We start from the raw sequence: 19,765 nt of genomic DNA, 5'->3' as shown, positions 1-19,765 counted from the left end.
AGGTCGCGCCACCGCTCCACGGGGCCGTCGGCGTCGCCGGACTCGATCAGCTTGATGGTGCGGTCGACGGCCACCCACGCCATGACCTTGGAGTGGACGAAGTGGCGGCGCGGGCCGCGCACCTCCCAGATGCCCTCGTCGGGCTCGTTCCAGTGCTTCTCCAGGTAGGTGATCAGCTTCGTCTGGAGGAGCGACGCGTAGTCGTTGCGGGCCAGACCCGTCATGTGGGCCAGGTGCAGGGCCTCGGTGACCTCGCCGTACACGTCGAGCTGGAGCTGCGCGGCGGCGCCGTTGCCGACGCGGACCGGGGCGGAGCCCTCGTAGCCGGGCAGCCAGTCCAGCTCCGCCTCGCCCAGCTCGCGCTCGCCCGCGATGCCGTACATGATCTGCAGGTTCTCCGGGTCGCCGGCGACCGCGCGCAGCAGCCACTCGCGCCAGGCGCGGGCCTCCTCGCGGTAGCCGGTGCGCAGCAGCGAGGAGAGGGTGATCGCCGCGTCCCGCAGCCAGGTGTAGCGGTAGTCCCAGTTGCGGACGCCGCCGATGTCCTCCGGCAGGGACGTCGTCGGCGCGGCGACGATGCCGCCCGTCGGCGCGTACGTCAGCGCCTTCAGCGTGATCAGGGAGCGGACCACCGGCTCCCGGTACGGGCCGCGGTAGGTGCAGTGGTCGACCCAGTCGCGCCAGAACTCGGTCGTCGCCTCCAGCGACGCCTCGGGGTCGGGGAGCGGCGGCTGCGGGTGGTGCGAGGGCTGCCAGCTGATGGTGAAGGCGGTCCGCTCGCCGGCGGCGAGGGTGAAGTCGGCGTACGTGGTGAGGTCCTCGCCGTACGTCTCGCAGGGCGTGTCGAGCCACACCGAGTCGGGCCCGGCGACGGCGACCGTGCGGTTGTCCACCTTGTGGACCCACGGCACGATCCGGCCGTAGCTGAACCGCATCCGCAGCGCGGAGCGCATCTCCACCCGGCCGCTGAGGCCCTCGACGATCCGCACCAGCTGCGGCGCGCCGTCGCGGGGCGGCATGAAGTCGGTGACGCGCACCGTGCCCTGCGGCGTGTCCCACTCGGATTCCAGGATGAGCGAGTCGCCCCGGTAGTGGCGGCGGTCGGCGGCCGGGGGCTCGGAGCCCTCGGCGTGCGCCGGTCCGATCCGCCAGAATCCGTGTTCCTCGGTCCCGAGGATTCCTGCGAAGACGGCATGCGAGTCGAAGCGGGGCAGGCACAGCCAGTCCGCCGTGCCGTCCCGGCAGACCAGGGCGGCGGTCTGCATGTCTCCGATGAGTGCGTAGTCCTCGATGCGCCCGGCCACGTGCAATCTCCAGTCGAACGGCCACGTTCGCCCCGCGGGGCGCTTACTGGGGTCAGGGTCAAGGATCGTTGACGCGGGGGGTCCCGGACGGCGGGCGGGGGTGGTGCCGTACGCGGGCCTGTCCCGGCAACGGGTGTCCGAGCAGGATACGACGCGCCCGGGCCCTCTGTGTGATCTTCCTGGTAGAGGCTGGTAGTGCGGATGATCCGAACGAGTGAGCGCGTACCCACTGTGCGCGTGCATGCAGCACCACGTGCGCTCTTTTTGTCACGCACCGGCGCGAGCGCGTGCGCGCGGGGCCGCACAATGGCCGATTCGCGGGGGGCGTGTGGCCGGAACGCGGTCCCTCTCCGTCGCTGATACCCTGGTAGCCCGTGGACCGGTGGGCGCCGCAGAACCAATCGGCGGCCCCCGAACCGCAGCGACGGCACCCCCGGAGACCTCGGGTTCTCTCCCCTTCGGACTCCTCCGGATCGGACGCCGGTACGCACCTCCAGACCGCGACCACGGGAGCCCCCTCTTGGCCATGCCGCCCAAATCCACGACGACCAAGCACATCTTCGTCACCGGGGGTGTCGCCAGCTCCCTCGGCAAGGGCCTGACGGCCTCCAGCCTGGGTGCGCTCCTCAAGGCGCGGGGCCTGCGGGTCACGATGCAGAAGCTCGACCCGTACCTGAACGTCGACCCCGGCACGATGAACCCGTTCCAGCACGGCGAGGTGTTCGTCACCAACGACGGCGCCGAGACCGACCTGGACATCGGCCACTACGAGCGCTTCCTCGACGTCGACCTCGACGGCTCCGCCAACGTCACCACCGGCCAGGTGTACTCCACCGTCATCGCCAAGGAGCGGCGCGGCGAGTACCTCGGCGACACGGTGCAGGTCATCCCGCACATCACCAACGAGATCAAGCACCGCATCCGCCGCATGGCCACCGACGACGTCGACGTCGTCATCACGGAGGTCGGCGGCACGGTCGGCGACATCGAGTCGCTGCCGTTCCTGGAGACCGTCCGCCAGGTCCGCCACGAGGTCGGCCGCGACAACGTCTTCGTCGTGCACATCTCGCTGCTGCCGTACATCGGCCCGTCCGGCGAGCTGAAGACCAAGCCGACCCAGCACAGCGTCGCCGCCCTGCGCAACATCGGCATCCAGCCGGACGCGATCGTCCTGCGCGCCGACCGGGACGTGCCGACCGCCATCAAGCGCAAGATCTCCCTGATGTGCGACGTCGACGAGGCGGCCGTCGTCGCCGCCATCGACGCCAAGTCGATCTACGACATCCCGAAGGTGCTGCACACCGAGGGCCTCGACGCGTACGTCGTCCGCAAGCTCGACCTGCCGTTCCGCGACGTCGACTGGACCACGTGGGACGACCTGCTGGACCGCGTCCACAACCCGGAGCACGAGGTCACGGTCGCCCTCGTCGGCAAGTACATCGACCTGCCCGACGCCTACCTGTCGGTCACCGAGGCCATGCGTGCCGGCGGCTTCGCCAACAAGGCCCGCGTCAAGGTCAAGTGGGTCACGTCCGACGACTGCAAGACCCAGGCCGGCGCGGCCCAGCAGCTCGGCGACGTCGACGCGATCGTCATCCCCGGCGGCTTCGGCGAGCGCGGCGTCAACGGCAAGGTCGGCGCCATCCGGTACGCCCGGGAGAACCGGATCCCGCTGCTCGGCCTCTGCCTGGGCCTGCAGTGCATCGTCATCGAGGCCGCGCGGAACCTCGCCGGCATCCCCGACGCGAACTCCACCGAGTTCGACGCCGCCACCTCCCACCCCGTCATCTCGACGATGGAGGAGCAGCTGGCGTACGTCGAGGGCGCGGGCGACCTGGGCGGCACCATGCGGCTCGGCCTGTACCCGGCGAAGCTCGCGGAGGGCTCCATCGTCCGCGAGGTCTACGGCGACCAGCCGTACGTCGACGAGCGGCACCGCCACCGCTACGAGGTGAACAACGCGTACCGCGCGGAGCTGGAGAAGAAGGCCGGCATCCTCTTCTCCGGCACGTCCCCGGACAACAAGCTCGTCGAGTACGTCGAGTACCCGCGTGAGGTCCACCCGTACCTGGTCGCCACCCAGGCCCACCCCGAGCTGCGGTCCCGGCCGACCCGGCCGCACCCGCTCTTCGCCGGCCTGGTGAAGGCCGCGGTGGAGCGCCGCCGGGCCGCGAAGTCCGGCGAGTGACGGCGTAGCCGCAGGCGATACGGTTGACCGGGGTGCGGGTCCACACGGACCCGCACCCCGGTCCACGTGTGAGGGAGGACGACCGCATGACCATCAAGGACACGCCGGCCCAGTGGCGGGTCACCGCGACGGAGACCCCGTTCCGGGGCAACAAGACGAGCGTCCGCACGGACGAGGTGGTCATGCCGGACGGGGCGGTCGTACGCCGCGACTACCAGGTCCACCCCGGGTCGGTCGCCGTGCTCGCCCTCGACGACGACGACCGCGCCCTCGTGCTGCGCCAGTACCGCCACCCCGTACGGCAGAAGCTGTGGGAGATCCCGGCCGGCCTGCTCGACGTGCCCGGCGAGAACCCGCTGCGGGCGGCCCAGCGGGAGCTGTACGAGGAGGCCCACGTCAAGGCGGAGGAGTGGCACGTCCTCGCCGACGTGTACACGACGCCGGGCGGCTGCGACGAGGCCGTGCGGATCTTCCTCGCGCGCGGCCTGTCGGAGGCGGAGGGGGAGCGTTTCGAGGCCGCCGAGGAGGAGGCCGACATGGAGGTCGCCCGCGTTCCGCTGACCGAGCTGGCCCGGGGCGTCCTGGCGGGGGACCTGCACAACAACTGCCTGGTCGTGGGTGTCCTGTCGGTGCTCGCCGCGCGGGCGGGCGACGGCCTCGACGCGCTGCGCCCGGCGGAGGCGCCCTGGCCGGCGAGGCCCTTCACGGCGTGAGCGGGGCCGGCGCGCGGGGTACGCCCGGTGTCAGCCGGTGTGACGATCGCCTGATCCGATCGAGCGATGCACGGGCCGCGCTCCGCACGGAACGCCCCCGGCGCTGAACTACGCTCGGATCACCCGTCCGGGGACCCGGCGGGACCAGCACGTTGCGCAGGCGGACGGGAGCGTGACCCGTGGCGGATCAGGCGGTGAACATCGGCGGACCCGAGCGCCCCACGGCCGGCTCGGACGACACGGGGAGGCCGGGCGCCGACGCCTCCCGCCGCGCGCGGGACGACCGCGGGGACACGGGCGGGAGGCCGGAGCCCCCCGCCGCCGGCGCCGGCCGTCCGCAGTCCGTCCCCGCACCGGCCGGCGGGAGCCCGGACACCCCCGCGGGCCCCGGGCGGACCGGCGGGAGCACCCCCGGCCGCCCTGACGGCGACGCCCGGGACCCCGCCGACCCGGCCGGTGACGCCCGGGACCCGGCCGGCGGCGGACCCCGGCCCCCCGCCCCCGGCGCCCGGCGGGGCGGGGGCGACGACGGGTGCCGGGCCGCCGCGCCGGGCGACCGCGAGGGGCGGTTCTTCGGGCGGACGCGGGAGATCAAGGCGCTGCGGGCCGACATCTCGCGGGCCGGACTGGACACGATCGCCGGGCGGAAGGCGCCCCGCGCGCGCGTGCTGCTCATCGCCGGGCGGCCCGGGTCCGGACGGACCGCGCTCGCCGAGGAACTGGTCCGGGACCTCGAACGCGGCTACCGCGACGGGGTGCTGCGGGCCCGCCTCACCGAGCCGGGCGGCGACGCCGTACCGGTCGAGCGCGTCGCCCGCGCGCTCCTGGACGACCTCGGCGTCGCCGCGCCCGCCGGGGCCGGCGAGGACGACGTCAGCGCGCTGCTGCGGGCCGCCCTCCGGGACCGCCGCGCCCTGCTGCTCCTCGACGACGCCGCCGACGCCGAGCAGGTGGACGCCCTGCTCCCGGAGAACCCCGAGTGCCTGGTCGTGGCCGTCGCGCACGGTCCCCTCACCGGCATCCCCGACGTACGGCCCTGCACGATCGGCGGCCTCGACGTCAAGGCCGCCGTCGAGCTCCTCGACGCCTACGCCGGCTCCGTCCGCATCACCGTCGACCCGCAGGCCGCCGAGACGCTCACCGAGCTGTGCGCCGGCCAGCCCGCCGCGCTCGTCCTGGCCGGCGGGTGGCTCGCCGCCCGCCCCGCCGCGTCCGTCGCCGACCTGGCCAAGCGGCTGCGCGCGGTGCCGGACGACGACGGCCGCCCCGCCGCGCTCCGGCCGCTCGCCCGCGCCTTCCGCCTCGCGTACGAGGCGCTGCCCGCTTCCGGCGCGCGCGCCCTGCGGCTGCTCGCCCTCGCCCCGCTGGGCGGTGCGGACCCGCAGATCCTGTCCGCGCTGGCCGGCTGCTCGGTGTCGGCCGCCGCCTCGCTGCTCGACGGCTTCGTCGCGCTCGGGTTCGTACGGGAGGCCCCGCACGGCCGGTACGAGGTGCCCGGGTGCCTGATGCCGTTCCTGAAGGAGCGGCTGGCAGCCGAGGACCGCCCCGCCGAGACGCAGCTCGCACGGGCGCGCATGCTGGAGCGGACCGTACGGCTCCTGCAGTCGTGCAGGGCGGTCACCGAACCCGAGGGCACCCCCGCGCGCCGCCGCCTCGCCGGGCTGCCGCGCGCCCTGCGCTTCCCGAACCGGCGGGCCGCCGCCGAATGGCTGGAGCTGCGGCAGCCCGCCCTGCTGGCCTCCGCGCGCCTCGCGGTGGCGGACGGGGAGCTGGACACGCTCGCCCGCCGCCTGGTCGCCGCGCTCGTGCGGGCCCTCGCCGCGCACCGCGGCACCGAGGCGGCCGCGCCCGAGCTGTACGGCCTCCACCAGCTCGTCCTCGACGTCGCCGAGCGCCGCGGCCTGCACCGGGAGCGGGCCGCCGCCCTGCTGAACCTCGCCGACCTGGACGCCGGCACCGGCCGCACCCGCGACGCCCTGGCCCGTTACCGGGCCGCCCTGGACGCCGGCCGGCTGGCGAACGACCCGTACGCGACCGGCCGCGCGATGGAATCCGTCGGCGGCGCCTACCAGGAGCTGGGCGACTGGCAGCGGGCCGCCGACTGGTACGGCCGGGCCCTCGCGCAGCGCCTCGCGCGGGACGAGCGGGCCGACCAGGCGCGGCTCTACGGACGCCTCGGCGCCGTCCACACGTACGCCGGCCGCTACGGCGAGGCGCTGCGCAACTGGCGTGCGGCGGCGGCCGGTTACCGGCGCCTCGCGGATGTGCCGGGCCACGCGCGGGCGTTGAGCGAGGCGGCCCGGGTGCAGGAGTACGCGGGCCGCCCCGAAGACTCGTTGCGCACCTGCGAGGAGGCCGTGGAGTGGGCGCGCCGCGCCGGTGACGTACGGCTCCACGCCGCGCTGCGGCTCCGCCTCGCCGACACGCTCGACCGGCTCGGCGACCCCGCCGCGGCCCGGTTGCACCGCGCGGCCGCCGAGCGGCTCCTCCGCCCCGGGGGGCCGGCCGCGCGGTCCGGCCCCGCAGGTCAGGGACCTTTCGACCGACCCGGTCCCTCTGCCTACGAAATCCGTAGTGGTTCCCAGAAAAATTAATGCTTTGTAAGGCTAGACACGGGGAAGTCCTTCATTAGACTGGGTCCGCCGCGTTTAACCGTGGTGTATCCCTGTGTGTCCTGAAACACACGGGTATGTATCGCCGTAGAGCGCTTTGCCCCCAATACCCCTGATTCAAGGACCGTGATCGACGATGAAGGTCGGCATCCCCCGCGAGGTCAAGAACAACGAGTTCCGCGTCGCCATCACCCCGGCCGGCGTGCACGAGCTCGTCCGCAACGGCCATGAGGTCTTCGTCGAGCAGAACGCCGGTGTCGGCTCCTCGATCACGGACGACGAGTACGTGGGCGCCGGAGCGCGGATCCTCCCCACCGCCGACGAGGTCTGGGCCACCGCCGACCTGCTGCTGAAGGTCAAGGAGCCCATCGCCGAGGAGTACCACCGCCTCCGCAAGGACCAGACCCTCTTCACGTACCTGCACCTGGCCGCCTCCCGCGAGTGCACGGACGCGCTGCTGGAGTCCGGCACCACCGCCATCGCGTACGAGACCGTCGAGACCGCGAACCGCGCGCTGCCGCTGCTCGCCCCGATGTCCGAGGTCGCGGGCCGGCTCGCCCCGCAGGTCGGCGCGTACCACCTGATGCGCGCGGCCGGTGGACGCGGCGTCCTGCCGGGCGGTGTGCCCGGCGTGATCCCGGCCAAGGCCGTCGTCATCGGCGGCGGCGTCTCCGGTTGGAACGCCGCGCAGATCGCCATCGGCATGGGCTTCGACGTCACCCTGCTCGACCGCGACATCAACAAGCTCCGCGAGGCCGACAAGATCTTCGGTACGAAGGTCAAGGCCGTCATGTCCAACTCCTTCGAGCTGGAGAAGGCCGTCCTGGAGGCCGACCTCGTCATCGGTGCCGTCCTCATCCCGGGCGCCAAGGCCCCGAAGCTGGTCACCAACGAGCTCGTGTCCCGCATGAAGGCCGGAAGTGTCCTTGTCGACATCGCGATCGACCAGGGCGGCTGCTTCGAGGACTCGCGTCCCACCACGCACGCCGAGCCGACCTTCCGGGTCCACGACTCGATCTTCTACTGCGTGGCGAACATGCCCGGCGCCGTCCCGAACACCTCCACCTACGCCCTGACCAACGCCACGCTGCCCTACATCGTGTCGCTGGCCAACAACGGCTGGGCCGAGGCGCTGCGCCGCGACCCGGCGCTGGCCAAGGGCCTCAACACCCACGACGGCAAGGTCGTGTACAAGGAGGTCGCCGAGGCGCACGGCCTCGACCACGTGGAGCTCGCCTCCCTCATCGGCTGACGCGGCTTCACTCCCCGCCAACCGCCCGATCACCCAAGGCGATCGACCCGTACGGGGTCAACGGGGTCGTCAACCTCACGCATCCGGCCGGACCTTGCAGGACGAGGTCCGGCCGGACGCGTGTCCGCCCGCGCGCGCGTCCGTTCAAGTCGCCTCGAACGTAACCCTTTAGCCGTTTCGCACACCCGCGAACCGCCGGGATCGGCGGCCCCACACCCTTGACAGGAAGGCGTTCGGGCGCCGACACATCCCGCCGCGTCCGGCCGATTGTGTTGCTGCGGAGCGGTGACACGCCATAGAGTCGCCAACCGTCGGCATAGTGCCACGCTGACCTATCGATAAGTTTCCTGGTCCCGTCCAAGGAGGTAAGACGACTTGTGAACGAGTCGACATTCACTCCCGGGGTCGGCCAACCAGGAACGCCGGCAGCGGGCCAGGGCGGTCCCTCGTCCGGGCCCGAGGCCGTCGGATCCGTCGCTGTCCGGACGTTCGCGACGCACCAGCACATGACGACACCCCACACGATGAAGACGATGGACGGCCAACACGTGAACGCCATGGCCGGCAACGAGAGTGGCCGAGAGTCCACCCACTTCGCCGCCTACGACGAGCTGCCCGAGGGGCACTTCTACGACCCCGACGCCGAGTACGAGCCCGACCCCGAGTACGCGGCCACCCTCGCGCCCGACGCCGCCCGGCAGCGCCGCGAGCGGATCGGCCCGACCGGGCGGCCCCTGCCGTACTTCCCGATCCCGGGACCGCTCACCGAGCACGGGCCCGCGAAGATCATTGCGATGTGCAACCAGAAGGGCGGCGTCGGCAAGACCACGTCGACCATCAACCTGGGCGCCGCGCTCGCGGAGTACGGGCGGCGGGTGCTGCTGGTCGACTTCGACCCGCAGGGCGCCCTGTCGGTCGGCCTCGGCGTCAACCCGATGGAGCTCGACCTCACCGTCTACAACCTGCTCATGGAGCGGGGCATGTCGGCGGACGAGGTCCTCCTGAAGACCGCCGTGCCCAACATGGACCTCCTGCCGAGCAACATCGACCTGTCGGCCGCCGAAGTGCAGCTCGTCAGCGAGGTCGCCCGCGAGTCGACGCTGCAGCGCGCCCTCAAGCCGCTGCTGCAGGACTACGACTACATCGTGATCGACTGCCAGCCGTCCCTCGGCCTGCTGACCGTCAACGCGCTGACGGCCGCCCACAAGGTGATAGTGCCGCTCGAGTGCGAGTTCTTCGCGCTCCGCGGGGTCGCGCTGCTCACGGAGACCATCGAGAAGGTCCAGGAGCGGCTCAACCCCGACCTCGAACTCGACGGCATCCTCGCCACGATGTACGACTCGCGGACCGTCCACAGCCGCGAGGTCCTCGCGCGCGTGGTCGAGGCCTTCGACGACCACGTCTACCACACGGTCATCGGCCGGACCGTCCGCTTCCCGGAGACCACGGTCGCGGGCGAGCCCATCACCACGTACGCCTCGAACTCGGTCGGCGCGGCCGCCTACCGCCAGCTCGCCAGGGAGGTGCTCGCCCGGTGTCACGCCGAGTGAGTCTCCCGGGAGCCGACGAGCTGTTCCGTACGACCGGGGGCACGGCGCTGCAGGCGTCCACGCCCCGGCGCCAGCCCGCGGAGGAGCCCGCCCGGGTGCCCGGGCAGGGCGGTGAGCAGGACCCCCCGTCCGAGGAGCACGCGGCGACGGCGGCGGGGGACACCGAGGCCGCGCGGCGGCCCCGGGCGCGGGCGGCCGACGAGCCGGAGACCGGCAGGGCCGCTACGGCCGCCGCCGCGGCCTCCGGGGCCGCGGCGAGCGCACCGGCCGCCCGGCGGGGGCGGCGCTCCCCGAACCGGCGGCCCAGCGGGCGCGAGCGCCACGACGAGAAGATCACCGTGTACGTCTCCGCCGAGGAGCTGATGGACCTGGAGCACGCGCGCCTGGTCCTGCGCGGGGAGCACGGGCTGGCCGTGGATCGCGGGCGCATCGTCCGCGAGGCCGTCGCGGTGGTCCTGGCCGACCTGGAGTCCCGGGGGGACGCGAGCATCCTCGTACGGCGGCTGAGAGGCCGCTGAGCGGGCCTCCTCGCGCGCGTAGCGCGCCGTCGGGCGGGCGCGCCCGGTAGCCTACGGGCCGCCGCTCCCGCACGCCCCTGGACCACGATGCCCCCCACCCCCTCGCGCCGCCGCCCCCTGGGCCGGGGCCCGGCCGTGCCCCCGGGCCCCGGATCCCGTCCCGCCACAGGGGCCCCCGCCCGCCCCGCCGCCCCGCCCCCGCCCGACGAACCGCCCCGCCCGGACACGACGACCGGTGAGACGGCCGACGGACCGGCCGGGGAGGCCACCGGCGGACCGGCTGGCGGGATCGCCGGTGGACCGGCTGGCGGGATCGCCGGCGGGCCGTCCGGGGCGATCAGCGATGGACCGGCCGGAGAGGCCGCCGGTGGATCGGCGGACGGCGCGGGCGGTGCCGGCGCCCCCCGCGACGCCGGTGGCCCCCGCGACGCCGGTGGCCCCCGCGGGGACGGGCGGTTCACCGTGCGGCTGGCCAACTTCGAAGGGCCCTTCGACCTGCTGCTCCAGTTGATCGCCAGGCATCGGCTGGACGTCACCGAGGTCGCCCTCTCGCGGGTCACCGACGAGTTCATGGCGCACATCCGCGCCCTGGGCCCCGACGGGGACCTCGACCAGACGACCGAGTTCCTCGTCGTCGCCGCCACGCTCCTCGACCTGAAGGCCGCCCGGCTGCTGCCCGCGGCCGAGGTGGAGGACGAGGCCGACCTCGCGCTGCTGGAGGCCCGGGACCTGCTGTTCGCCCGGCTCCTCCAGTACCGCGCGTACAAGCAGGTCGCCGGTCTCTTCGGGGCCCGCCTCGACCACGAGGAGCTCCGCCACCCCCGTACCGTCGGCCTGGAGCCGCACCACGCGGCGCTCCTGCCCGACGTGGTCCTCGGCATCGGCCCCGAGGGCTTCGCCAGGCTGGCCGTGCGGGCCATGCGGCCCAAGCCGAGGCCGCAGGTGTACGTGGACCACGTCCACGCCCCGCTGGTCAGCGTCCGCGAGCAGGCCGGGATCGTCGTGGCGCGGCTGCGGGAGCACGGCGAGCTCCGGTTCGGCGAACTCGCCGCGGACGCGGCCGACACCCTCACCGTCGTCGCCCGCTTCCTCGCCCTGCTGGAGCTGTACCGGGAGAAGGCCGTCGCCCTCGACCAGGACGACCCGCTGGGCGAGCTCACCGTCCGCTGGACCGGCGGCGACGCCGAGGCGGTGGTCACCGACGAGTTCGACCGGGCCGTGGAGCCGGAGCAGCCGGAGCAGCCAGAACAGGAGGAGGAGGCGTGACGGACGCCCTGGAACTGAAGCCCGCCCTGGAGGCGGTCCTCATGGTCGTCGACGAGCCGGCGACCGAGGAGCACCTCGCCAAGGTGCTCCGGCGCCCCCGCCGCGAGGTCGCCGCCGCGCTGCGCGAGCTGGCCGACGAGTACGACGCCCAGGGCCGCGGCTTCGAGCTGCGCCCCGTCGCGGGCGGCTGGCGGTACTACACGCGGCCCGCGTACGCCCCCGCCGTGGAGGACTTCGTCCTCGACGGCCGGCAGGCCCGTCTCACCCAGGCCGCCCTGGAGACCCTGGCGGTCGTCGCGTACCGGCAGCCGGTCAGTCGTTCCCGCGTCTCCGCGGTCCGCGGCGTGAACTGCGACGGGGTCATGCGCACCCTCCTCCAGCGCGGTCTGGTGGAGGAGGCGGGCACGGAACCCGGAACAGGTGCGATGCTGTACAGGACGACGAACTACTTCCTGGAGCGGATGGGCCTGCGCGGCCTGGACGAACTGCCGGAGCTCGCGCCCTTCCTCCCCGAGGCGGACGCGATCGAGGCCGAGTCACGGGAAGGGGCGCCGTCGTTCGATCCGGATGCACCGGATTCCGAGGACGCAGACGACAAGACGGAACTTTGATGCGAAGCAGCAGCGGCAGGAACAGCAGCGGAAACAACGGCGGGAGCCGTGGTGGCAACAGCGGCGGCCGCGGCAGCAGCGGCGGCCGCGGCAACTACCGGGGTGCCGGTAACAGCCGCGACGACCGCCGGCAGGGGGCGTCCAACCCGCGCCGCCCCCGCCCCGAGGAGCGCAGCTACGACGTGGGCGGCGGCCCCGCCGACGGCCCCCGGCGCGGACGCGGCGCGGCGGCCCGCGGGGGCGCCAAGGGCGGCCCCCGGCAGTCCCCCCGACGCGACGGCGGGCGCACGGCCCCGGCGCGCCCGCGCGAGCTGGACGCCCGGATCGAGGAGCGCAACCGCGAGCGGTACGCGGGCAGGCCGCAGCAGCCCGCGCAGCAGGGCCAGGAGGGCGAGCGGCTCCAGAAGGTGCTCGCCCGCGCCGGCATGGGCTCGCGGCGCGCCTGCGAGGAGCTGATCGACGCGGGCCGCGTCGAGGTCAACGGCGAGATCGTCGTCGAGCAGGGGACGCGCGTCGACCCGGAGAAGGACGAGATCAAGGTCGACGGCCTGACCGTGGCCACCCAGTCGTACCTCTTCTTCGCGCTGAACAAGCCCGCCGGCGTCGTCTCCACGATGGAGGACCCCGACGGCCGCCAGTGCCTGGGCGACTACGTCACCAACCGCGAGACCCGCCTCTTCCACGTCGGACGGCTCGACACGGAGACCGAGGGCATCATCCTGCTCACCAACCACGGTGAGCTGGCCCACCGCCTCACGCACCCGAAGTACGGCGTGAAGAAGACCTACCTGGCGGCCGTCACGGGCCCGCTCCCGCGCGAGGTGGGCAAGCGGCTCAAGGAGGGCATCCAGCTGGAGGACGGCTACGCCCGCGCCGACCACTTCCGGGTGGTCGAGCAGACGGGCAAGAACTACCTGGTCGAGGTGCAGCTCCACGAGGGCCGCAAGCACATCGTGCGCCGCATGCTCGCCGAGGCGGGCTTCCCCGTCGACAAGCTCGTACGGACCGCCTTCGGCCCGATCCAGCTGGGCGACCAGAAGTCGGGGTGGCTGCGCCGCCTGACCAACACCGAGGTCGGCATGCTGATGCGGGAAGTCGGCCTCTGACCTCCCCGTCCCACCCCACGCGGAAGCCCGCGGCCCCACGGCCGCGGGCTTCCGCGCTGGTGGCGCCGTGCGCCCGTGCCGCCCGCCCGCCCGCCCGTGCCGCCCGCCCGTGCCGCCCGCCCGTGCCGTGCCGCCCGCCCGTGCCGTGCGTCCGCCCGTGCGGGGCGCCGGGTCGGCGCGCCGGGCACGCCGGCCTCATACCCGACCCCGGACGTCGCACCCGCCCGTGCGGGACGCCGAGCCGCCCGCCCCGCCCGGACCGCCGCGCCCGTCCGCGTACGGCAACCGCTCCCGGGGCCACGGAACGCGGCCCGGCGGCCCGGGGACCCGCCCCCAGGACCCCGTCGCCCCGGCGCTCCGCCGAGCGCGGCCGGGACGAGCGCCCCGCCGTGCCGGAGCGCGTCGCCGCGACCGCGCGGCCCGGGGACGGCGCCCGGGGACCGGCTCCCGCCCGCTCACCGGCGGGGCCGGACCGCGAAGGAGGCCGCGTCGCCCTACCTCCCCGCCTTCCCCGAGGATCCGGCCACCGCCCCGCCCCGCCCGTGCCGGGCCGCCCGCACCGGCGGCTCCGACTCGACCGCCTGCCCCACGGGCGCCTTCGCCGGGTTGGCCAATCGCGCTCTGTCGCCGGTCCGCAAGGGCCTGCCCCACGGGCGCCTTCGCCGGGTCCACCCGGGCGCGACCGCCCGGCCCGGGACCCATCCGGGTGCGTCGGGTGCCGCGAAGGCCTCCTCACGCCCGGCGAGCTCTGGGATGCTTGAGCGGTGATCGAACACCTGGACCTCGCTTCTGTCGTCGCCGAACAACCCGACCGTCTGCTGTTCGCCACCGTCTCCGGCGCGCACCTGTACGGCTTCCCGTCCCGCGACTCGGACGTGGACCTGCGCGGGGTGCACCTGCTGCCGGTGGACGCGCTGATCGGGCTGCGCGAGGCGGAGGAGACCCGCTCCCGGATGTGGGAGCGCGACGGCGTCGAGATGGACCTGGTCACGCACGACCTGCGGAAGTTCGCCCGGCTGATGCTCCGGCGCAACGGGTACGTCCTGGAGCAGCTGCTGTCGCCGCTCGTCGTCCACACCAGCGACCTGCACGCCGAGCTGGCCGCCCTCGCCCCCGGTGTGCTCACCACCCACCACGCCCACCACTACCGGGGCTTCGCCTGCACCCAGTGGCGGCTGTTCGAGAAGGACGGCGAGCTGAAGTCGCTCCTGTACACCTTCCGCGCCCTGCTGAGCGGCATCCACCTCATGCGGTCCGGCGAGGTCGTCGCGCACCTGCCGACCCTGTGGGACGCGGTGGGGGAGGCCCCGGCGTACCTCGGGGAGCTGGTCGCGGCCAAGGCGGAGGCCGAGCACGGACCGGCGACCGGAGTCGATCCGGAGCGGCTGGGCGCCGACGTCGATGCGCTGCACGAGGCGCTCGACGCGGCGCAGGCGGCGTCCCGGCTACCCGACGCCGTGACGGGGGCGTACGACGCGCTGCACGACCTCGTCGTACGCGCCCGGCTGGGGCAGCGCGTCGAGGGCTGAGCGCAGCCGGGTCCGGAAGAGGAAGTCCTCCACCCGGGCCAGGTCCGGCTCCGCCGGCAGCGGGGAGGACGGGAGCGCCGCGTCGGCCTCGTCCGCCAGGCGGACCATCCACGCCTCGACCGCGGCCCACGCGACCTCGCCGCGCTTCACCGCGAGCAGCCGCTCCCGGCCGTCGCCCACGTCCACGGAGAGCTCGCCGGTGCGCAGCAGGTCGCGGCAGCTCCCGAGGAGCCGCAGCAGGTGCATGGCGTGCTTCCAGCGGGGCGCGCCGTGCCGCCGCACGTCCGCCTCCAGCTTGCGGCGCTGCGACAGCGCGTAGCGGGTGAACGTCCCGTACACCTGCCGGGACAGGAACGCGCCGCGCAGCGCCAGCAGTTCCCGGCCCGTGTCGTCGGCGTGCTCGACGAGCGGGGAGTGCAGGCACTCCAGGACGTTCGGGTTGCCGCGCAGGGCCAGCTCGCAGAAGCGCTCCAGCTCCCAGCTGAACTGCTCGGGGGCCGGGCCCTCCACGTGCGTGGGCGGCTTGGCGAAGCGCCACTGCGACGGCGTCGGGGCGAGGAACACCCCGCGGCGGTCGGTGTCGCTGCCGTCCGTGGCCAGCCCGAACGCCCGGGACCCCATGACGCAGGAGTAGACCGTGTGGTCGCGCACGAGGGCTTCCGGTGTGAGGGCGTCAGGCATGGCACGACCCTAGCGGGCGGGTTCGGGGGAGCGGGTTTCGCGGCCCGCTCCGGCAGCGGAACGGCGTGGAGGGGGGCGTGCGGCGTTGACTAGGCTGAGCGCACAGCACGGCCCGCAGCCGGGCCCCGGGCGCGAGGAGCAGACGTGGCGGTACGAGCGGTCCGCAGGGCCGTCCAGCCCGGGCGGCACGACGCCGGGCACGCCGGCGCCCCGCCCCGCCCCGCCCGATGCGCCGCCCCCGCGGTCGCCGGCCCGCCCGCGACCGCCGCCCGCGTCCGTTCCGCCGCCGCCCGCGTCCGCCCCGCCGCGGCGGCCCTCCACAAGGACACCGCCCAGTGAGAACCGCCGTCGTCATCGGAACCGGACTGATCGGCACGTCCGTCGCCCTCGCCCTCACCGACCGGGGCGTCACCGTCCACCTCGCCGACCACGACCCCGACCGGGCCCGGACCGCCGCCGCGCGCGGCGCCGGCACGGAGGCCCCGCCGGAGGGCCCCGTCGACCTGTGCGTGGTCGCCGTGCCGCCCGCCCACGTCGCCGCCACCCTCGCCGACGCCATGCGCGCCGGCACGGCCCGCGGCTACCTGGACGTGGCCAGCGTCAAGGGCGGCCCCCAGCGGGAGCTGGAGGCCATGGGCGCCGACCTGTCCGCGTACATCGGCACGCACCCGATGTCCGGCAAGGAGCAGTCCGGCCCGCTCGCCGGCAGCGGCGACCTCTTCGAGGGGCGCCCCTGGGTCCTCACGCCCACGCGGGACACGCACACGGAGGTGTTGAACCTCGCCCTGGAGCTGGTCGCGCTGTGCCGTGCCGTCCCGGTCGTCATGGACGCCGACGCGCACGACCGGGCCGTCGCCCTCGTGTCGCACACCCCGCAGCTCGTGTCCTCCATGGTCGCCGCGCGACTGGAGGAGGCCGAGGAGACCGCCGTGCGCCTGTGCGGGCAGGGCATCCGCGACGTCACGCGCATCGCGGCGTCCGACCCCCGCATGTGGATCGACATCCTCTCCGCGAACCCCGGGCCCGTCGCCGACGTCCTCGCCGCGCTCGCCGCCGACCTCGACGAGACGGTCCGCTCGCTGCGCGCCCTGCAGTCGGCCGACGGCGACGAGCGCCGCGAGGGCGTGACCGGGGTCGAGGACGTCCTGCGCCGCGGCAACACCGGACGCGCCCGCGTCCCCGGCAAGCACGGCACGGCCCCGGCCGCGTACGAGACGGTCGCCGTCCTCATCAGCGACCAGCCGGGCGAGCTGGCGCGGATCTTCGCCGACGCCGGCCGGGCGGGCGTCAACGTCGAGGACGTCCGCATCGAGCACGCGACGGGCCAGCAGGCGGGCGTGGTGCAGCTGATGGTCGCCCCGTCCGCCGCGCCGCTCCTCGCGGCCTCCCTCCGGGAGCACGGCTGGGCCCTGCGCCAGTAGCGCGGGGCCCGCGGGCGGGGGCCGGCCCGAACGGGTGCGAGGAGCGGCGGGGACAGTCGGTAACCTTGTCCCGGGCCCTCGGCAACCGGCCGGCCCCACTCCCACGCAGGCAGGAAGGTGTCCGACACCGTGGATTCCGTGATCGTCGCCATCGACGGCCCCTCCGGTACGGGCAAGTCGAGCACCTCCAAGGCCGTCGCCGCCAAGCTCGGCCTCAGCTACCTGGACACCGGCGCCCAGTACCGGGCGATCACGTGGTGGATGCTCACCAACGGGATCGACGTGGACGACGCCGCCGCCGTGGCCGACGCCGCCGGCAAGCCCGTGATCGTCTCCGGCACCGACCCGTCCCACCCGACGATCACCGTCGACGGCGTGGACGCCTCCGGCCCGATCCGCACGCAGGAGGTCACGGCCAAGGTCAGCGCCGTCAGTGCCGTCCCCGAGGTGCGCGCCCGGATCACCGGGCTCCAGCGCTCCATCGCGGCCGCCGCCCCCCACGGCATCGTCGTCGAGGGCCGCGACATCGGCACGACGGTCCTCCCCGATGCCGACCTCAAGATCTTCCTCACCGCCTCCCCGGAGGCCCGCGCCGCCCGTCGCGCCGGCGAGCTGAAGGGCGCCGACGTCTCCGCCACCAGGGACGCCCTGATCAAGCGGGACACCGCCGACTCCACCCGGAAGACCTCCCCCCTCGCCAAGGCCGAGGACGCCGTCGAGGTGGACACCACGGAGCTGACGCTCCAGCAGGTCGTCGAGTGCGTGGTCACCCTCGTGGAGGAGAAGAGGGCGGTCGCCAAGTGACCCCCTCGGCGAAGGGCGCCGCCGTCGGGCGGGGCATCGGCATCGGCCTGATGTACGGGCTGTGGAAGCCGCGCGTGCTGGGAGCCTGGCGCGTACCGGCCTCCGGCCCCGTCATCCTCGCCGTCAACCACGCCCACGTCCTCGACGGCCCCATGCTCATGGGCACCGCGCCCCGGCCCGTGCACTTCCTGATCAAGAAGGAGGCGTTCGTCGGTCCGCTCGGCCCGTTCCTGGAGGGCATCGGGCAGCTCAAGGTCGACCGCGCGGCCGCCGACCGCGCCGCGATCACCGGCGCCCTGGACGTCCTGGCCGCCGGCGGCGTCCTCGGGATCTTCCCCGAGGGCACCCGCGGCGACGGCGACTTCGCGTCGCTGCGCGCCGGGCTCGCCTACTTCGCCGTGCGGTCCGGCGCGCCCGTCGTCCCGGTCGCCGTCCTGGGAAGCAGCGAACGCCGCGGACGGTTGATAAGGGGGCTGCCCCCGCTGCGCAGCCGCGTCGACGTCGTCTTCGGCGACGCCTTCGACGCGGGCGACGGCAGCGGACGCCGTACGCGCAAGGCCCTGGACGACGCCACCGTACGCATCCAGGAGCGGCTCACCGGCCACCTGGAAAACGCCAGGCGCCTCACCGGGCGCTGAGCGACACTCGAGTAGTGGGCGCGGCCCCGGCCGGACGCCCACCGACCACCACGAACGCACGAGGAACGGACTTCATGAACGACCAGCACGACCACGGGGCACTTGGCGACGCCGAGTACGCGGAGTTCATGGAGCTCGCCGCCGAAGAGGGCTTCGACATCGAGGAGGTCGAAGGCGCGATCGAGGCGGCCGGGCACGGCCCGCTGCCCGTCCTCGCCGTCGTCGGCCGCCCGAACGTCGGCAAGTCGACCCTGGTGAACCGGATCATCGGCCGCCGCGAGGCCGTCGTCGAGGACCACCCCGGCGTCACCCGCGACCGCGTCACCTACGAGGCGGAGTGGGTCGGCCGCCGCTTCAAGGTCGTCGACACGGGCGGCTGGGAGCAGGACGTGTTCGGCATCGACGCGTCCGTCGCCGCGCAGGCCGAGTTCGCGATCGAGGCGGCCGACGCGGTCGTCTTCGTCGTCGACGCGACCGTGGGCGCCACCGACACCGACGAGGCCGTCGTCAAGCTGCTGCGCCGCGCCGGCAAGCCCGTCGTCCTCGCCGCGAACAAGGTCGACGGCCCGTCCGGCGAGGCCGACGCCGCGATGCTGTGGTCCTTGGGCCTCGGCGAGCCGTTCCCCATCTCCGCGCTGCACGGCCGCGGCACCGGCGACCTCCTCGACGAGGTCATCAAGGCCCTCCCCGACGCGCCCGCGCAGACCTTCGGCACCGCCGTCGGCGGCCCCCGCCGCATCGCCCTCATCGGCCGCCCGAACGTCGGCAAGTCGTCCCTCCTCAACAAGGTCGCGGGCGAGGAGCGGGTCGTCGTCAGCGAGCTCGCCGGCACCACCCGCGACCCGGTCGACGAGCTCATCGAACTGGGCGGCAAGACCTGGAAGTTCGTCGACACCGCCGGCATCCGCAAGAGGGTCCACCTCCAGGAGGGCGCGGACTACTACGCCTCCCTGCGCACCGCCGCCGCCGTCGAGAAGGCCGAGGTGGCCGTCGTCCTGATCGACACCACCGAGTCCATCTCCGTCCAGGACCAGCGGATCATCACGATGGCCGTCGAGGCGGGCCGGGCGCTCGTCATCGCGTACAACAAGTGGGACGAGCTCGACGAGGAGCGCCGCTACTACCTGGAGCGCGAGATCGAGACCGAGATGCAGCAGGTCTCGTGGGCGCCCCGGGTGAACGTCTCCGCCCGCACCGGCCGCCACATGGACAAGCTCGTCCCGGCGATCGAGACCGCGCTCGCCGGCTGGGAGACCCGCGTCCCGACCGGCCGCCTCAACGCCTTCCTCGGCGAGCTCGTCGCCGCCCACCCGCACCCGATCCGCGGCGGGAAGCAGCCCCGCATCCTGTTCGGTACGCAGGCGGGCACCAAGCCGCCCCGGTTCGTGCTGTTCGCGTCCGGCTTCCTGGAGCACGGCTACCGCCGGTTCGTGGAGCGGCGGCTGCGCGAGGAGTTCGGCTTCGAGGGCACCCCGATCCACATCTCGGTGAGGGTCCGTGAGAAGCGGGGCCGGAAGAAGTAGCCGCGCTCCGGCGCGGCGTACGGCGGCGGGGCCGGGAGACGATCACGTC

Annotated in this window: 17 protein-coding genes; 15 read left to right on the top strand and 2 right to left on the bottom strand. The window is 74.2% G+C overall.

Translation table 11 applies throughout. The features are described from left to right. Positions 1–1,304 (bottom strand): glycoside hydrolase family 15 protein (locus AC07D6_RS17905; protein WP_479045296.1); only part of this gene is annotated, 1,304 nt, incomplete at its 3' end. Between the two features lie 526 nt (positions 1,305–1,830). Here AC07D6_RS17905 and AC07D6_RS17900 point away from each other — a divergent pair. The 10 genes from AC07D6_RS17900 to AC07D6_RS17855 all read left to right on the top strand — a co-directional run bounded on the left by AC07D6_RS17900 (position 1,831) and on the right by AC07D6_RS17855 (position 14,649). Beyond that, on the top strand, positions 1,831–3,492 hold the full coding sequence (locus AC07D6_RS17900; protein WP_315881465.1) for a CTP synthase: 1,662 nt from the start codon (positions 1,831–1,833) through the stop codon (positions 3,490–3,492). Between the two features lie 86 nt (positions 3,493–3,578). Beyond that, the gene (locus AC07D6_RS17895) at positions 3,579–4,205 is read left to right on the top strand and encodes an NUDIX hydrolase (RefSeq protein WP_315881464.1); all 627 of its coding nucleotides are present in this window, start codon (positions 3,579–3,581) and stop codon (positions 4,203–4,205) included. Positions 4,206–4,795: 590 nt separating this feature from the next. Next, positions 4,796–6,799, top strand: coding sequence for a tetratricopeptide repeat protein (locus tag AC07D6_RS17890; RefSeq protein ID WP_479045312.1), 2,004 nt, complete (start codon positions 4,796–4,798; stop codon positions 6,797–6,799). Positions 6,800–6,953: 154 nt separating this feature from the next. Then, a complete protein-coding gene (ald, locus tag AC07D6_RS17885) occupies positions 6,954–8,069 on the top strand; it encodes an alanine dehydrogenase (protein ID WP_315881463.1) in 1,116 nt (371 codons plus the stop codon). A 377-nt stretch (positions 8,070–8,446) separates the two neighbouring features. After that, positions 8,447–9,619 carry a ParA family protein gene (locus AC07D6_RS17880; protein ID WP_315881462.1) on the top strand — a complete coding sequence of 391 codons (1,173 nt, stop codon included), beginning with the start codon at positions 8,447–8,449 and terminating at the stop codon, positions 9,617–9,619. Beyond that, the gene (locus tag AC07D6_RS17875) at positions 9,616–10,137 is read left to right on the top strand and encodes a hypothetical protein (RefSeq protein ID WP_479045292.1); all 522 of its coding nucleotides are present in this window, start codon (positions 9,616–9,618) and stop codon (positions 10,135–10,137) included. The genes AC07D6_RS17880 and AC07D6_RS17875 overlap by 4 nt, the downstream gene beginning before the upstream one ends. An 87-nt stretch (positions 10,138–10,224) precedes the next feature. Continuing rightward, positions 10,225–11,403: a segregation and condensation protein A gene (locus AC07D6_RS17870; RefSeq protein ID WP_479045290.1), complete on the top strand. Its 1,179-nt coding sequence runs from the start codon at positions 10,225–10,227 to the stop codon at positions 11,401–11,403. Positions 11,404–11,444: 41 nt separating this feature from the next. Beyond that, positions 11,445–12,014: an SMC-Scp complex subunit ScpB gene (scpB, locus tag AC07D6_RS17865; RefSeq protein WP_391654514.1), complete on the top strand. Its 570-nt coding sequence runs from the start codon at positions 11,445–11,447 to the stop codon at positions 12,012–12,014. Further along, the gene (locus AC07D6_RS17860) at positions 12,014–13,120 is read left to right on the top strand and encodes a pseudouridine synthase (protein WP_315881458.1); all 1,107 of its coding nucleotides are present in this window, start codon (positions 12,014–12,016) and stop codon (positions 13,118–13,120) included. The genes scpB and AC07D6_RS17860 overlap by 1 nt, the downstream gene beginning before the upstream one ends. A gap of 764 nt (positions 13,121–13,884) precedes the next feature. Further along, complete coding sequence (locus AC07D6_RS17855; protein WP_479045288.1) at positions 13,885–14,649, top strand: nucleotidyltransferase domain-containing protein; 765 nt, start codon at positions 13,885–13,887, stop codon at positions 14,647–14,649. On the opposite strand, the gene AC07D6_RS17850 is transcribed toward AC07D6_RS17855, so the two are convergent. After that, positions 14,566–15,330: a nucleotidyltransferase domain-containing protein gene (locus AC07D6_RS17850; RefSeq protein WP_479045286.1), complete on the bottom strand. Its 765-nt coding sequence runs from the start codon at positions 15,328–15,330 to the stop codon at positions 14,566–14,568. The two genes, AC07D6_RS17855 and AC07D6_RS17850, sit on opposite strands and share 84 nt — an antisense overlap. A 144-nt stretch (positions 15,331–15,474) precedes the next feature. Between AC07D6_RS17850 and AC07D6_RS17845 the strand changes: the two genes are divergently transcribed. From AC07D6_RS17845 to der, 5 genes are all read left to right on the top strand, one after another. Beyond that, positions 15,475–15,669, top strand: coding sequence for a hypothetical protein (locus AC07D6_RS17845; RefSeq protein WP_315881235.1), 195 nt, complete (start codon positions 15,475–15,477; stop codon positions 15,667–15,669). Further along, the gene (locus AC07D6_RS17840) at positions 15,666–16,751 is read left to right on the top strand and encodes a prephenate dehydrogenase (RefSeq protein WP_315881234.1); all 1,086 of its coding nucleotides are present in this window, start codon (positions 15,666–15,668) and stop codon (positions 16,749–16,751) included. Before AC07D6_RS17845 ends, AC07D6_RS17840 begins: the two co-directional genes overlap by 4 nt. 138 nt (positions 16,752–16,889) lie before the next feature. Then, complete coding sequence (gene cmk / locus AC07D6_RS17835) at positions 16,890–17,555, top strand: (d)CMP kinase (protein WP_315881239.1); 666 nt, start codon at positions 16,890–16,892, stop codon at positions 17,553–17,555. A 50-nt stretch (positions 17,556–17,605) separates the two neighbouring features. Continuing rightward, positions 17,606–18,193 carry a lysophospholipid acyltransferase family protein gene (locus tag AC07D6_RS17830; RefSeq protein ID WP_315881238.1) on the top strand — a complete coding sequence of 196 codons (588 nt, stop codon included), beginning with the start codon at positions 17,606–17,608 and terminating at the stop codon, positions 18,191–18,193. A gap of 74 nt (positions 18,194–18,267) precedes the next feature. Then, positions 18,268–19,716, top strand: coding sequence for a ribosome biogenesis GTPase Der (der, locus tag AC07D6_RS17825; RefSeq protein ID WP_315881233.1), 1,449 nt, complete (start codon positions 18,268–18,270; stop codon positions 19,714–19,716). Positions 19,717–19,765 lie beyond the last annotated feature (49 nt).

The organism is Streptomyces sp. NPDC045287 (genome assembly GCF_056432325.1).
This window is presented reverse-complemented; position numbering and strand designations above follow the sequence as displayed.